This is a genomic window from Tardiphaga sp. GW821-FHT12E02 (assembly GCF_058807155.1).
In genome coordinates this window covers 2,762,741-2,776,509 of record NZ_JBXAQK010000001.1, presented here as the reverse complement: position 1 = coordinate 2,776,509, position 13,769 = coordinate 2,762,741, and the positions used below count along the sequence as shown (strand labels likewise).

Sequence of the window (13,769 nt, the reverse complement as noted above, 5' to 3'; positions counted from 1 at the left end):
GTGCGCAGCGTGGAAGTGATCGGACATGTCCCCGGCCAGGATTGCGCAGAGGTGTTTGCGCGGCTGTCGGATTTCGGCGCCTATCCGGAGTTCAGCCCCGCCGTCCGCTCGGTGCACAGCACGCAGCAGGACGGCCGCAGCTTCAGCGCCTGGGAAGTGAATTTCCGCGACGGCATCCTGTGCTGGAGCGAAGAGGATATTGTCGATCCCGCCAATCACACGCTGCGCTTCGTGCAGACCGAAGGCGACATCGATCACTTCACCGGCGAATGGTCCGTTCACCCATATCAAGACGGCGCGCGCGTCCGCTTCTTCTGCCATTTCGACATGGGCATTCCCGGCCTCGCCGACATTCTCGAACCGATCGCCGAGCAGGCATTGCGCGACAATGCCCGCTCCATCATCGCCGGCTTGTTGCCGGCCGTGCAATTACAGGACGCGTGACACGGAGGAGATCAGCGTGACGTTTCTCACGGCCGAACGCGAAACCCTCGACGAGTTCATTCCCGGACTCGATCCCTCGCTCGCCGATATCGCTTTCAGCGAGCGCGAGACGCCGCGCAGCCCCGCAATCCAGCTGTTTCGCGAGGCCGGCGGGCCCGGCCTGCTGATCCCGCGCGATTATGCCGGCGGCGGCGCCACGGCCTTGCAGGCGATCCGCATCCAGCGCGCCATCGGCAGCCGCGCGCCGTCGCTGGCCGTTGCCAGCTGCATGCATCAGTTCTCGGTGATGACGCTGGTGGAGCTGTCGCGCCAGCGCAAGGGCCCCGAACTGTTCCTGCTCGAAGCCATCGCGCGGCAGCGCCTGCTGATGGCTTCGGGCTTTGCCGAAGGCCGCGCCGGTGCCGGCATCCTCGATGCCGGCATGCGCGCCCGCCGCACGGATGGCGGCTTCATCGTCAATGGCAGCAAGAAACCGTGCAGCCTGTCGCGCTCCATGGACCTGCTCACCGCCAGCGTCAGTATTGATGCCCCCGAGGGCAGCACGCCGGTCTTCGCCATCCTCCTGATCCCCGCCAAATCCAACGGCATCAGCCATCGACCGTTCTGGAACAACCCGATCCTCGCCGGAGCCGAAAGCGACGAGGTCGTACTCACCGATGTCACCGTCTCCGACCAGCTCGCTTTCGAGACCAGCAATGGCGAGATGGATGCGATCCAGACCTGCGGCTTCGTCTGGTTCGAACTGCTGATCACCGCCTCCTATCTTGGCATCGCCAGCGCGCTTGCCGAACGCGCCATCTCCACCAGGCGCGGCCCCGATCTCGATCGCGCGCATCTCGCCAGCGAGCTGGAAGGCGCCATGTCGGCCCTCGAAGGCATTGCCGCGCGCATTGCCTCAGCCCCGCTCGATTCCGACCTGCTCGGCCGCATGCTGCTGGTGCGCTATGCCACCGAGCGCGCCATCGAACGTGCCACCGACCTTGCCGTCACCATGCTCGGCGGCATCGCCTTCATCCAGTCGCCCGATGTCAGCTATCTCCTCGCTGCCTCGCGCGGCCTCGCTTTTCATCCGCCCTCGCGCAGCAGCATGGCGTCTGGCCTGGCCTCACTGCTCGCGGGAGAACCGCTCCGTCTGCCCTGACAACCATCCCGTCTCGTCCGTTTGGAAACGTCCGGAGGAAGTGTCCATGAACCTGCAAGGAAAACGCGTTCTGATCACCGGCGCCGCCAGCGGCCTCGGCGCCGCCACCATGGCGGCCCTCGTTGCCCGCGGCTGCGATGTCATCGGCATCGATCGCAAGCCCGGCACCGGCCTGCATGCCGGCCGCATCACCGTGGCCGATCTCACCGCCCCCGGCGAGATCCGCGAAGCCGTGGTCGCGGCCTGTACGCGGCTTGGCGGCCTCGACATCCTCATCAACAATGCCGCCGTGCTCGATCTGCAGGACCCCGGCGCCCCGCCATCAGTGGACGCCTCCGAACATCTCGACGTCAATCTGCTCGGTGCCTGGCGCGTGACATCGGCGGCCTTGCCGGCGCTGCTGGAGTCCGGCGGCCGCATCGTCAATGTCGCCTCGCTGTTCGCCGTCGTGAACGCCGTCTTCATCCCGGCCTATTGCGCCAGCAAGCGCGCGATGGTCGCCTATTCCGACGTGATGCGTATGCAATATGGCGACCGGATCGGCGTGGTCACCGTCTATCCCGGCTTCATGCGCACGCCGATCCACGACAAGATCAGCCGCCAGGGCCTGTCGGTGGCGCGCATCGTCACCTTCATGCTGGGCGGCCGCCCCGTGGTCAGTCTCGAAGAACCACTCGATGCCGCCGCGCGCGCGATGCTGCGCATCTGCTTTGGCCGGCTGCGCCGCGATTGCGGCCTCACATTTCTCGGCTCGGTTTCGCTCTCCGCGGCGCGTCATGTCCCGCGTTTCGTCGACGGCTTCATCCGCTGGCGCGTCGGTCGGCTGGTGCGGTCCGGTGCCCTTACAATCTCGCTGGAGCCCAAAACGTGACGGCACACAACATGACCGGCTCCACACCGCGTTGCGTGCGTTCCCTGTTTATCGCGAAGCCCCATCACCGGCACGACTTCATTCAACTGCCCAACAGCCCCGAACCGGGAGGACATCATGGCCATCAATGACGAACGTGACGACAACCGCCGCGACTATGACAGCCCACGTGATCGCTCGCGCAATTATGGTTACGAGCGCGGGCCACGCAGCAGCGCGCGTGATGCACCGCGCGGCCGGTCCTACAGCAATGTGACGTCGGTCATGGGCGATGTCGATCGCCTCGCTTACTCGCTGACCCGCGCCGGTGCCCGCGCCTGTTTCGGCACGGTCGGCGCCCTCGGCGATTTCGTCGTCAATCTGGCGGACAGCATCTACGCATCACCACAGGCCATCGGCGGCCGAGAGCGCTACCGTAATGGCGATCGCGTCGGCAATGGTGCCCCCCGCGATCGCTATGATCGCGCGGATCGCTACGACCGCTCCGATCGTTACGATCGCACCGACCGCGATGACAACCGTGGCCGCGGCGAAGGCGGCCGCTCGCTGTCATCCGACCTGCCCGGCAGTCTGCGACAGGCGATCCGCGACACCGCCGATGTGTGGACGGACTCGGTGCGCGAATTCTCGCAGGTGTTCCATGACGAGCAGGAACGCGACGACGAGATCGATGCCCGCGTCGCCGCCGCCGAAGACGAGGCCGCCGCCCGCCCGGACCGCCCGCGCCCGCGCACCCGACCGGCCGCGCCACCGGAAGGATCTCCGCCGGAGAATGACAAAACGTGATCGTGGCCCGTAGGGCGGATAAGCGAAGCGTCATCCGCCGACGGAGTCTCCGCGATCAGCCAGCCCGCAGCGACGCGCGACACCTCTCCCCTCCGGGGAGAGGTCGGATTGCGAAGCAATCCGGGTGAGGGGGCAAACTCAAGCGCCGGTGCAATCCCCCTCACCCGCTCCGGCTTCGCCGGATCGACCTCTCCCCGGTGGGGAGAGGTGTCCGAGCGTCGCTTCCTCTTCAAAGCTGCAGGATTGGTTTTTGCCGGCCGGACATTCCGCAAGGAACGGCATTAACACGGAGGCCCGCCGTGATCCGAAACCTGCAGAGCTTGCTGGCCGACCTCACCCGGATCACGGCGATCGTGTGGATCGCCGTCACCTACAACGCCGCACCATTGCTCCGCCTGCTCCTGCACCTGCCGGCGCGCGATCCCTACCCCGTCCGAATCCGTCTGACGCTGGAGCGGCTCGGCACGACATATCTCAAGCTCGGCCAGTTCATGGCCATGCGCTTCGACCTGCTGCCGCGCCTCCTGTGCGATGAATTGCAGAAACTGTTCGAACAGGTGCCGCCGATCCCCTATGCCACCATATGTGCCGTGATCGAGACCGAACTCGGCGCCTCCCCGGCCGAGCTGTTCGCCGAACTCGATCCGCGACCAATCGGCTCGGCCTCCATCGCCCAGGTCCATCGCGCCACCAGCCATGGCGGCGCGCAACTGGCGATCAAGATCCAGCGCCCCGGCATCGCCGCAAAACTCGAAGCGGACATGCGCGCGCTCCGCCGCCTCGCCGCCGTCATCGACCGGCTGGGCCTGTTGCCAGGTGTCCCGCTGCAGGAGATGGCCGCAGAATTCGCCGCCTTCACCCGGCGCGAACTGGATTTTGTGCGCGAGGGATCGACGGCGCTCCGGCTGCGCAACCAGCGCGCACCGAACGAGACGGTGCCGCGCATCCATTGGCCACTCACCACCTCAAGAATTCTCGCGATGGACTTCATTCCGGGCCTCAGCATCGCACAGGCCGCGCAGCTGCAGGCCGCAGGCCGGCACGATGCGATCGCAACCCAACTTCCGGGTTTCTCGCTCGATACCACATTGCATAATTTCGCGACGGCCTCGCTGCATCAGCTGTTCGGCACCGGCTTCTTCCACGCCGATCCGCACCCCGGCAACATCCTGCTGATGGCCGACAATCGCATCGCCTTCATCGATTTCGGCATCTTCGGCAGCATCAGCCGGGACAAGCGCGACCTGTTGATGACCTATGCCGAAAGTGCCGCCATCGGCGACATCGACAGCGCCTGGCGCGCTTTCGCCCGCCTCGCCGCCCCCACGGATCGCACCGACATGCAGGCCTATCGCCGCGCCACCATGGCGCATCTGACGCGCTGGTATCGCAATTCGCTGGAGCCCGGCGCGGCGCAGCCGCATATCGGCGAACTGGTCGGGCAGATGACGGATATCATGCGCCGCCATCACGTGCGCATCGATCTGGAGACGCTGCTGTTCTGGCGCGCCGTGATCGCGCTGGATTCCAGTGCGCTGACGCTATGCCCGCAATTCGATCTGGCCAGCGAGATGCGCCTGTATTTTGCAGCGACGCAAATGCAGCCCGCGCAACGCGTGCTGAAGGCCATGACGGATCGACGCCGCATCGCATCGATCGTCCAGCTTGCCGACATGATGCCGCGTGCCACATCCTCCCTCACGGCACTGGCGACGATGGAACGGCAGCTCGGCATCGCGGAGCAAATGCCTGTCGCACAACGCCGCGCCGAGCATCGCATAGCCCAGCTCGCTATCTGCGCCATGCTTGTCATCGCGGTCAGCATTGCCTCGACCCCATGATCGTCATTGCGCGCGAAGCGAAGCAATCCAGAAAGCCCCAACCCCGCAAGAGCTGGCAGGAACTGGATTTCTTCGTCGCAAGGGCTCCTCGCAATGACGACTGAGGGAGCCCGCTCGCGCCGTGACCGCGGCAGCGGCCCGCGCGCCTTCCGGCGCTTCCTCGAAAAGCGCGGCCCCGTTTTCATCAAGATCGGCCAGTTCCTGGCGCTGCGGCCGGATCTGATCCCGCCGGAGTATTGCGATGAGCTCATGTCCCTGCTGGATCGTGTCACGCCCGTTGCGTGGCCCGATATCCGGCGCATCATCAAGGCAGATCTTGGCGCGGAGCCATTCGCGCTGTTCGCACATATCGACACGCGGCCGCTCGGCTCGGGCTCGCTTGCGCAGACGCATTACGCCCGGCTGCATGATGGCCGCGCTGTTGCCGTGAAAGTCCTGCGACCGGACATCACCGCACGCGTCACCCGCGATCTCCGTCATCTCCGGCGCCTGGCGCGGCTGCTCGCGCTCGGCGGCGCAAGTTTCATCGTCGATCCCGTCGAGACCGTCGATGAACTCGCGCACTGGATGATGCAGGAGCTCGATCTCGTCCGCGAGCGCGGCAACATCGAGCGGCTCGGTGCACTCGCGGAGCGCAGCAGCTTCCAGTTCATTCCCCGCGCTTTTCCCGAACTCTGCGGCCCGCATGTGCTGACCATGGATTATGTCCGCGGCACCCGCGTGATCGACCTTTTCGCGCCATCCGCGCACCACGGCAGCCATCGGCACATCGATCGCGACCAGCTCGCCGAGGACCTGATCGAGGCCAGCCTGACGCAAATTTTCCGCTATCGGTTCTTCCACGCCGATCTGCATCCCGGCAATCTGATCGTGCCGGCACGTGGCGGCATCGCCTTTGTCGATTTCGGCCTGTGCGAGCGCCTCGACGACGATGTGCGTGCCCGTCAGATGCAATATCTGACGGCGCTGTATCAGGGCGACAACGAGCGCGTCTATCGCGCGCTGCTCGACATTCTCGACGGCACCGACCGCGCCGATCCGGAAGGACTGCGCCGCGACTTCCTGCGCGCCATCCGCAGCCGACTCGACAACGAGGACCGCGCAGCGATGCCGGGCATCAGTGCGGCGCGCTCGCCGATCGCGATCTATCTGATCGACGTCATCCGCGCTGCGCGCAGCAATGGCTATCAGGTGCCGACCCGCGTGCTCGGCATGTATCGCGCGCTGCTGACGGCGGAGACGGTCGCGCATCGGCTCGGCAGCCGGCGTGATCTGCGCGCCGTCGGCCGGCGCTTCATCGAACAGCTGCAATGCGACGAAGTCTGCGAGTCCCTCGATCCCGAGCGATTGAAGCCGGCCTTGCTCGGCCATCTCGCCGCCTGGCGCGATGCGCCGATCAAGCTGCATCAGCTATTGGCCGATCTTGCCGATGATCGCTTCGTGCTGAAGACCAGCAATGCCGACAGCCCTGACCTGCGCCGTGAGCGCAACCGCCGCAGCCGCGGCAGCATTGCCGCCACCCTCTCCGTCAGTGTCGCCATCCTGCTTGCCGTCGCCGGCTTGCGCTGGCCCGATCACATCTGGCTGCAAGGCACGCTGTTCGCTGCACTGCTGCTGCTGTTCCTGCTCGCCGCCTTGAACTACCGGGCGCTGCGGTGACCTCCCTGCCCCTCATGGTGAGGAGGCGCGAAGCGCCGTCTCGAACCATGAGCTGGCCAGGCTCGGAGTTCTTGGCCGTCCTTCGAGACGCGCGCGATGCGCGCTCCTCAGGATGAAGGTGGAGTGTATGGGAGCGATCATTCGTCCCGTACATCGCCATTGTCCCTACGCCTTCGACACCAACCCGTTTTCCGCAAGAACCCAATTGGCATGCCCGACGATCGCCCGCAGGAGATGATCACCCAGCGGGCTCTCGATGAAAGTACGCGCCAGGGAATCATTGGCATAGGCATCCAGCAGCAACTCGCGCAGCATCAGGAACACCGCCTCCATCCGCTCCTCCGCGTCGAGGCCGACAAAAGACGTGCCGAGGCTGAGCACCTGCTGCACCAGCCCCGCATACGGCGCCGTGAGATGGCCGAGCCTGACGACGATATCGGCAACCTCCTCGATGACCACGATTAATCTGGTCGGCGGCAGCACGGCCGTCAGCGCATTTGCCTCCGGCGCGATCCTGACGAGGGCATGACGCAATTGCCGCTCATAGCGCGACGGCGCGCGGATCCAGCTGTTGATCCACATGACAAAGCGCGAGAACAGCAATGCGAGTTTGAGCAGCCCCTCGTAACTGCCGCGCTTCCACATCGGCAGCTTCACATGCCGTTGCTCCGGCCACAACGATGGGCGGCTGTTGAGGATCTCCACCGTCCAGTCGATCAGGATGCCGACCACGGGCGCGAGCAGCGTCTTCTGCAAAGTCAGAAACGGCAGACCACCGAAATTGTAACGCTCCAGGACGCGCACCACGAGATCGGTGGCGAATTTGCGCTTCATCGCGCCGGTGCCGGTGCCGAACCGTTCGGACTGCTGCACGGCGGCGAGCACCAGACTGCTCCAGCCGTCCTTCAATCCCTCGTTCCAGCGCAGCGTCTGCGGGATGGCGCCGAGCAGATGAAAGGCAATTTTGGCATCGCGCGCAATTTCGAGGCGGCGATCGCGAAAATCCTCGATCAGCTCATCCGCCTTGGCCGCGACCCGCGCGGCGGCCGCCTGCCGCTGCGGTCTGGCGCGGCTGGCACCACCCAGCCAGCCCCCGAGCAGCGCATCGACAGCGTCCACCATCGTCCGTTCGGCGATCAGGACCAGCGAACCGAGATTGGGAATGGCGGCCTCCCGCGTCCGGACGGATCGACAAGATACACGTTATGCGTGTATAACGTTGCCACACTGTTGCCGCAAGAGATACGCGCAGAACCGGACCGGCGGCCGCAAAACCATCATTTTGGCAGCCGTGCAAAATGCTGCGCTTGAGGCGAAAAGAAGGCAGCCCATGTGCGCATCGCGTCCCCCGCTCAAGGCTCAGCCACCGCATCCGCAACCACGCTTTTTCGAAAGCCTGATCAACTACTTCCGCGGCTGGCGCTACGACGCGGCCGGCGTTCTGGTCTGCTTTGCCGCCATGTATTTCGGCTGGCTCATGCTCGCCGATCCGCTACTTCTGACGCTTCGCCTCCGTGATGCCGCAAGCAGCCTCTGTGCTGCCACAAGCCTCGTACTGGCGATCTTTCTCATCAACGACGCCGCCGATCGCGACATTGACGCCCTCGTCCATCCCGATCGCCCGATCCCCCGCGGCACCGCCGACTGGCGGCATGTCTACGGCTTTGGCGTTGCGCTGCTCGCGCTATCCATCGCGCTAGCCGCACTGCTGGGCACCCGCTATCTCATCGCCATCACAGCCACCGTTGTGCTCGTTCTGATCTATTATACAAGCCTCAAACGCCATTCCCCCATTCCCTGCGCTTCCGAACTGATCGCTCCCCTGATCAGCGCCATGTTCCCCCTCACCGCCTTCGCCCTCGCGCCAAACCCGCGCATCGATATCGCCCTAACCATCGCCAGCTTCATCTATTTCGCCGACATGGCCCAGGATCTCCTCGGCGGCATCCACGACGAAGCCGGCGACCGCCGCTGCAACGTCCGCACCTTCGCCGTCACAATCGGTGCTGATGCGACAAGCAAGCTTTCCGCAATAGCTTTCGCATTATCACTTCTCTCCGGCACGGCCCTGTGGTGGTTCGCCGGACTTGGCTGGATCTATGCGATCACCTTCATTGCGCTCGGCCTCGCAATGCTGCGCGAATACCTCGCCGTTCTCACCGCCGACGCCGATCTTCGTGCCCGCGCGAGCCGCGCCAATCATCTTGGCGGGGTCTATTATTTCGTCGTTTCGGCCTCTCTTCTGCCCGATGAATTGCTGCGGAGATCGCTCGCTTAAGCAGACTTGAATACACAACCATTACGTGTATTATATTTCCCGGACAGACCGAGGCCTCGCATGACATCGACAGCCGAGCTGGATTGGACGCCGCCTCCGCTGCCGGAGAAAAAGTTTCTGTTCGGGCCGGTGGCGCGCCGCCTGCAGCGCCGTACGCTGATGTTTTGGTTGCTGCTTTGCTGCCTCGGGGCCATACCCAATCTGCTGGCCACGACGACACATCTCGACATCCCGCTCGCATGGTGCGTATTCGGCTGGGGCCTGTGGTTGCCAGGTGCCGGATTCCTGGCCATCGGCGGGTGGGCGACGTTGCTATTTCCGCTCGCGCTGGCGCTGTTCGTTGTGGCGTTCTGGATCTGGGTGCTGTGCGGCATGGTTATCGCGCCGCCAGTGGTCTGGACGATCGCAGCATTCGCGGCGCCGACGATGACCACCGATCGCATTGCGCCTGCAACATGGATCATTGTGCCCTTGCTGGTGATCCTGCTCTACGCCCTGCATCGCTATCTGCTAAAGCGAAATTACAAAGCGGCCATTCAACTCGGCAAGAAACGCGAGGCCGGTCTGCCGGGCTGGCTGGCAGACCTCGACAGAGTGCAATCGCCCGTCACCGATGCCTCTGATCCCACACGCGAATTGACGCCGGATGAACTCGGCGGCCTCCGCTACATTCTCGATCGCGCGCTGCAGCCGGTCGGCATGTTCGAGGGCTTTACCCGCATCGATAATTTCCAGCTCGCCGGGCTGCGCTACCAGCTCAATTATATGAGCTATGGCCTGTCGATGCTGCAGCGGAAATACCTGCCGAACTTTCACGGCTATCTCAACCAGGCCCAGCGCTATGCCATCGAATCTCTGACCTCGCCGGAGGTTTGCGGTTATTGGAAATACGAAAATCTCTGGGGCAACCTGTCGCTCAATCCGGATCCGATCAGCACCAAGGACGATGTGATGCTGACCGGCCTGTCGCTGCCGGCACTCAGCTGCTACGCGGAAAATACCGGAGACAGACGCTACGAACAAAAAGATGCGCTGCAATTCCGCCCCTGTAAGCTCAGCAGCAAGACCTACGGACAAAACGCGCGCAGCTTTGTCGACTCCATCGTCTGGAATTGGAAACGCTCGATCTATTTTCTCTACCCATGCGAACCGCATTGGGTCTTTCCGATCTGCAATTCCTACGCAATGTGCGGCGTCAAGCCGTTCGATCGCAGCAACGGCACCCGTTTTGCCGCCGATGCCTATCCGTCTTTCATGCGCATGCTCGACAGCGAATTCGTGGCACCCGGCGGCAGCCTGCAGCCCGAACTATCGGCTCTGATCGGCATAAGCCCTTTCTGGAACGTGACGCAGATGCAGATGGATAATCTGCTATCCGTCAGCCAGGTCTTCAATGGACTCCATCCCGGCTATGCCAAGCTCTGGTATGTGTGCGGACGGCACGAATATCTGAAGCTCACGCCCGAAGGGCTTGAACTCACGCACGGCTCATGGAGCGACTGCACGGATTTCGGAAATTATCAGAAAAATCCCGGCATGGCGCTCGGCACCATCGCACTGGCCGCGCGCGAGCATGGCGACGACGTGATCGCTGAAGCAGCCTTGCGCAAAGCTGCCGAACTGCTGACGCCGCTCGATGACAAAGGCGTGCTCGCGTATCAGGACATTTCCAACACCGCGAATATCAATCTCGCCGTGGCGCGTTGGGCGCGGCGTGAGGATTGGCTCGATACGATCAACCGCGCGCCACTCCCTGGTGCATCGACCGGCCCGATCCTGACCGGCTGCGTCTATCCCGGTGTGCTGGTTGCACGCGCTTTCAGTAACGGCGCGACGCTAGATCTCGTTCTCTATAACGGACGAGAACCCGGGCAATACGCGTTGCAGATCGAACGACTGCAGGCCGGCCGCGCCTATCGCGTGGATGGCGCAGCACCATCGTCTTTCACGGCCTCCACCGATGGCACGATCACGCTGAATGTCGCCCTTAACGGGCGAAAGTCGGTGACGCTCACCCCTCAAGCGGCAGCAAACGATTGAAGGAGGGTGCGATGGGATGTTGCATTCTCGGAGCGCTGATCATCAGTCGCTGGCTCTATGGCATCAAGCACATCGGGCTATCGCTTGTTTCGGTCCGCAGCAGCATGACTGGCCTGTTGTGCACATCGCCTGGCAACCGGCGCCCTGCGCTGCTCGTGGCGTGCGTTGCTGCAGAGATGACATTGTTCATGACGGTCGCAGCACACGAGTTGAATGGGCATCAGCATGAGCAGCCGTCTGTCGCGCATCAAATTGGTGCCGTCGCGACCATCGACATGAATGCCATTTGCGCGACCACCGATGGAGATCGCTAACGAACCGATCAGGCGATGCACCGACCACACTTGTGCCAGACAACAGAATTCAGGACTTCGATTTCACCGCCTGCACAGCCCCTCGCCACCTCACGGAGACGACGATGTTGCAAGAAGCCGCCTTGTTATCGATCCACCCGGCCACGGATCACCTCGACGCATTGCGTCAGACTTTGCTGGATCATCCGATCTATGCAGAAGTGAATTCGATCCCCCGGCTCAAACTGTTCATGGAAGACCACGTCTTCGCCGTGTGGGATTTCATGTCGCTGCTGAAGCGCCTGCAACGCGACGTCACCTGCATCGCCGTGCCTTGGTTTCCGGCCGATGACGCGCAGGCGGCGCGCCTCATCAACGAGATCGTCATGGGCGAAGAATGCGATGTGGGGCCGGATGGCGAGACGCCGTATAGCCATCTCGAACTCTACCTGAAGGCCATGGACGAGGTCGGCGCCGACGCTGCGCGCTTTCGCGAATTCTGTCGGCTCGTGCAGTCCGGCCTGCCTATCTCGCACAGCCTGATCGCGGTCGGCGCGCCACCTCATGTTCGCGCCTTCGTCGAACACACGATCCGGCTCGCCTCCGAGGGGACTACGGAAGAAGTGCTTGGCGGCTTTCTCTATGGCCGCGAGGACATCATCCCCGAAATGTTCCAGAATATCCGGAACGGCTTCTGGGCCAGCCAGGCGGATATCCCGCCCTATTTCGACTATTATGCCTGCCGCCACATCGAACTCGATGGCGACAGTCACGGCCCGCTCGGCAAGGCGCTGTTGGCACGTATCAACCGCGGAGCCCCGGACAAAGCAGAACGCGCCGATCAAGCCGCCGCTGCATGCATTCAGCAGCGCATCGATTTATGGACGAGCACGCTTGCCCGTCTTCAACAAGCCTGAGCGGTGCTCATTCAATCCTTGTATTCGTAGAGCAATCGCGCGCGGATCGTGCCGTCAAGCCCCCGGATGTCTTCCAGCACGCGCTGGCTGTCGGCGGCCGATGCATCCGCATCGAGCACGACATAACCGACATCATTGTTGGTCTCGTAATATTGCGCGGCAATGTTCACGGAGTGGCGGGCCAGCACTTCGTTGAGGCGGCCGAGCATACCCGGCACGTTGCGCTGGACCTGGATGAAGCGCGTGCCTTGTGGGCGCGGCGGGAGCTGGACCTGCGGGAAGTTGACAGCGCCCACGGTCGAACCGGTGTCGCTGTAGTCGATCAGCTTTCGCGCGACTTCGGCGCCGATGCGCTCCTGTGCTTCTTCCGTGGAGCCACCCACATGCGGGGTCAGCAACACATTGGGAAGGCCCTGCAGCGGGGTGACGAATTTCTCCTGGTTGGAGCTCGGCTCCACCGGGAAGACGTCCACCGCGGCGCCGCGTAGCTTGCCGCTGCGGAGCGCTTCGGCCAGCGCGTCGAGATCGACCACCGTGCCGCGGCTGTTATTGATGAAAAACGCGCCATCCTTCATCCAGGAGAATTCGGTCTTGCCGATCATGCCCTGAGTGGCCGGGGTTTCCGGCACATGCATGCTGACCACGTCGCTTTGCGCCATCAGCTCCTGCAGCGTCGCCACCGGCTCGGTATTGCCGTGGCGGAGACGATCGGTGTGATCGTAATAGATCACCTTCATGCCGAAGGCCTCGGCAAGGTTGGAGAGCTGCGAGCCGATATTGCCGTAGCCGACGATGCCCAGCGTCTTGCCGCGGACTTCGTGGCTGTTGGTGGCTGACTTGTCCCATTTGCCGTCATGGGCTGCGACCGAGCGATCGACGATGCGGCGGAACAGCATCACGATCTCACCGACCACAAGTTCGGCCACCGAGCGGGTGTTGGAGAACGGCGCGTTGAAGACGGGCACGCCGCTGCGGCGGGCCGCATCGATATCGACCTGATTGGTGCCGACGCTGAAGCAGCCGATGGCGATCAGGCGATCGGCGGCGTCCAGCACATCCTGGGTGATCTGGGTGCGCGAGCGGATGCCTAGCAGATGCACGCCCTTGAGGGCTTCCTTCAGCTCGCTGCCGCCCAGCGCCTTGGTCAGGCGCGTCACATTGGTGTAGCCGGCCACATCGATCAGCTCGACGGCGCTGTCATTGACGCCCTCGAGCAGAAGGATCTTGATCTTGTCCTTCGGAAGCGAAAGCTGCGGGGCGGGCATGGCGGTCTTCGACACGGGCGGTGTCCTTTGCAGGGCAGTTGAAACGACGAAGCAACGGTGGCCCTTTGGGGGCTCCGGCGGGGTCGGACGCCAGACGCTGGTTCGATTTGGCCGCATCTTTAATCCGGCCATCGCCGCCATGCCAAGAGGGCATGCAACAAATTGAAAAATAAGAATTTTTGACTGCCGCCCAGTGGCATGCCGGAGGTCTTGTGGTCGCCCGGAGAGTCGCAG

12 protein-coding genes are annotated in these 13,769 nt (G+C 63.5%); 10 read left to right on the top strand and 2 right to left on the bottom strand.

Annotated features, from left to right (window positions below; translation table 11 throughout):
- The 6 genes from AC1RQ5_RS13040 (at position 1) to AC1RQ5_RS13015 (ending at position 6,742) form a co-directional block, all read left to right on the top strand.
- Complete coding sequence (locus AC1RQ5_RS13040; protein ID WP_493199438.1) at positions 1 to 444, top strand: type II toxin-antitoxin system RatA family toxin; 444 nt, start codon at positions 1 to 3, stop codon at positions 442 to 444.
- A gap of 16 nt (positions 445 to 460) precedes the next feature.
- The gene (locus tag AC1RQ5_RS13035) at positions 461 to 1,585 is read left to right on the top strand and encodes an acyl-CoA dehydrogenase family protein (protein WP_493199436.1); all 1,125 of its coding nucleotides are present in this window, start codon (positions 461 to 463) and stop codon (positions 1,583 to 1,585) included.
- A gap of 46 nt (positions 1,586 to 1,631) precedes the next feature.
- Positions 1,632 to 2,456 (top strand): SDR family NAD(P)-dependent oxidoreductase, encoded by an 825-nt coding sequence (locus AC1RQ5_RS13030; RefSeq protein WP_493199434.1) that lies wholly within the window; start codon positions 1,632 to 1,634, stop codon positions 2,454 to 2,456.
- A gap of 117 nt (positions 2,457 to 2,573) precedes the next feature.
- Positions 2,574 to 3,242, top strand: coding sequence for a hypothetical protein (locus tag AC1RQ5_RS13025; RefSeq protein ID WP_493199433.1), 669 nt, complete (start codon positions 2,574 to 2,576; stop codon positions 3,240 to 3,242).
- 299 nt (positions 3,243 to 3,541) lie between these two features.
- The gene (locus tag AC1RQ5_RS13020; RefSeq protein ID WP_493199431.1) at positions 3,542 to 5,083 is read left to right on the top strand and encodes an ABC1 kinase family protein; all 1,542 of its coding nucleotides are present in this window, start codon (positions 3,542 to 3,544) and stop codon (positions 5,081 to 5,083) included.
- Positions 5,084 to 5,176: 93 nt separating this feature from the next.
- Positions 5,177 to 6,742 (top strand): ABC1 kinase family protein, encoded by a 1,566-nt coding sequence (locus AC1RQ5_RS13015; protein WP_493199430.1) that lies wholly within the window; start codon positions 5,177 to 5,179, stop codon positions 6,740 to 6,742.
- A gap of 165 nt (positions 6,743 to 6,907) precedes the next feature.
- Here AC1RQ5_RS13015 and AC1RQ5_RS13010 read toward each other — a convergent pair whose 3' ends face one another.
- Positions 6,908 to 7,864 carry a hypothetical protein gene (locus AC1RQ5_RS13010; RefSeq protein WP_493199428.1) on the bottom strand — a complete coding sequence of 319 codons (957 nt, stop codon included), beginning with the start codon at positions 7,862 to 7,864 and terminating at the stop codon, positions 6,908 to 6,910.
- 40 nt (positions 7,865 to 7,904) lie between these two features.
- Here AC1RQ5_RS13010 and AC1RQ5_RS13005 point away from each other — a divergent pair, with 40 nt between their 5' ends.
- The 4 genes from AC1RQ5_RS13005 to AC1RQ5_RS12990 all read left to right on the top strand — a co-directional run bounded on the left by AC1RQ5_RS13005 (position 7,905) and on the right by AC1RQ5_RS12990 (position 12,270).
- Positions 7,905 to 9,020, top strand: a complete 1,116-nt coding sequence (locus tag AC1RQ5_RS13005; protein ID WP_493199426.1) for a UbiA family prenyltransferase — start codon at positions 7,905 to 7,907, stop codon at positions 9,018 to 9,020.
- 60 nt (positions 9,021 to 9,080) lie between these two features.
- Positions 9,081 to 11,060 carry a linalool dehydratase/isomerase domain-containing protein gene (locus AC1RQ5_RS13000; protein WP_493199424.1) on the top strand — a complete coding sequence of 660 codons (1,980 nt, stop codon included), beginning with the start codon at positions 9,081 to 9,083 and terminating at the stop codon, positions 11,058 to 11,060.
- On the top strand, positions 11,057 to 11,374 hold the full coding sequence (locus tag AC1RQ5_RS12995) for a hypothetical protein (protein ID WP_493199423.1): 318 nt from the start codon (positions 11,057 to 11,059) through the stop codon (positions 11,372 to 11,374). The genes AC1RQ5_RS13000 and AC1RQ5_RS12995 overlap by 4 nt, the downstream gene beginning before the upstream one ends.
- Before the next feature lie 104 nt (positions 11,375 to 11,478).
- Positions 11,479 to 12,270: a DUF3050 domain-containing protein gene (locus tag AC1RQ5_RS12990; RefSeq protein WP_493199421.1), complete on the top strand. Its 792-nt coding sequence runs from the start codon at positions 11,479 to 11,481 to the stop codon at positions 12,268 to 12,270.
- Positions 12,271 to 12,281: 11 nt separating this feature from the next.
- On the opposite strand, the gene serA is transcribed toward AC1RQ5_RS12990, so the two are convergent.
- Positions 12,282 to 13,535 carry a phosphoglycerate dehydrogenase gene (gene serA / locus AC1RQ5_RS12985; protein WP_398478969.1) on the bottom strand — a complete coding sequence of 418 codons (1,254 nt, stop codon included), beginning with the start codon at positions 13,533 to 13,535 and terminating at the stop codon, positions 12,282 to 12,284.
- Positions 13,536 to 13,769: the final 234 nt, after the last annotated feature.

Coding starts and splice junctions, on each gene's coding strand:
- AC1RQ5_RS13030 (WP_493199434.1), top strand. CDS start 1,632: ATGAACCTGCAAGGAAAACGCGTTCTGATCACCGGCGCCGCCAGCGGC.
- AC1RQ5_RS13025 (WP_493199433.1), top strand. CDS start 2,574: ATGGCCATCAATGACGAACGTGACGACAACCGCCGCGACTATGACAGC.
- AC1RQ5_RS13015 (WP_493199430.1), top strand. CDS start 5,177: ATGACGACTGAGGGAGCCCGCTCGCGCCGTGACCGCGGCAGCGGCCCG.
- AC1RQ5_RS13010 (WP_493199428.1), bottom strand. CDS start 7,864: ATGGTGGACGCTGTCGATGCGCTGCTCGGGGGCTGGCTGGGTGGTGCC.
- AC1RQ5_RS13005 (WP_493199426.1), top strand. CDS start 7,905: ATGGCGGCCTCCCGCGTCCGGACGGATCGACAAGATACACGTTATGCG.
- AC1RQ5_RS13000 (WP_493199424.1), top strand. CDS start 9,081: ATGACATCGACAGCCGAGCTGGATTGGACGCCGCCTCCGCTGCCGGAG.
- AC1RQ5_RS12990 (WP_493199421.1), top strand. CDS start 11,479: ATGTTGCAAGAAGCCGCCTTGTTATCGATCCACCCGGCCACGGATCAC.
- serA (WP_398478969.1), bottom strand. CDS start 13,535: ATGCCCGCCCCGCAGCTTTCGCTTCCGAAGGACAAGATCAAGATCCTT.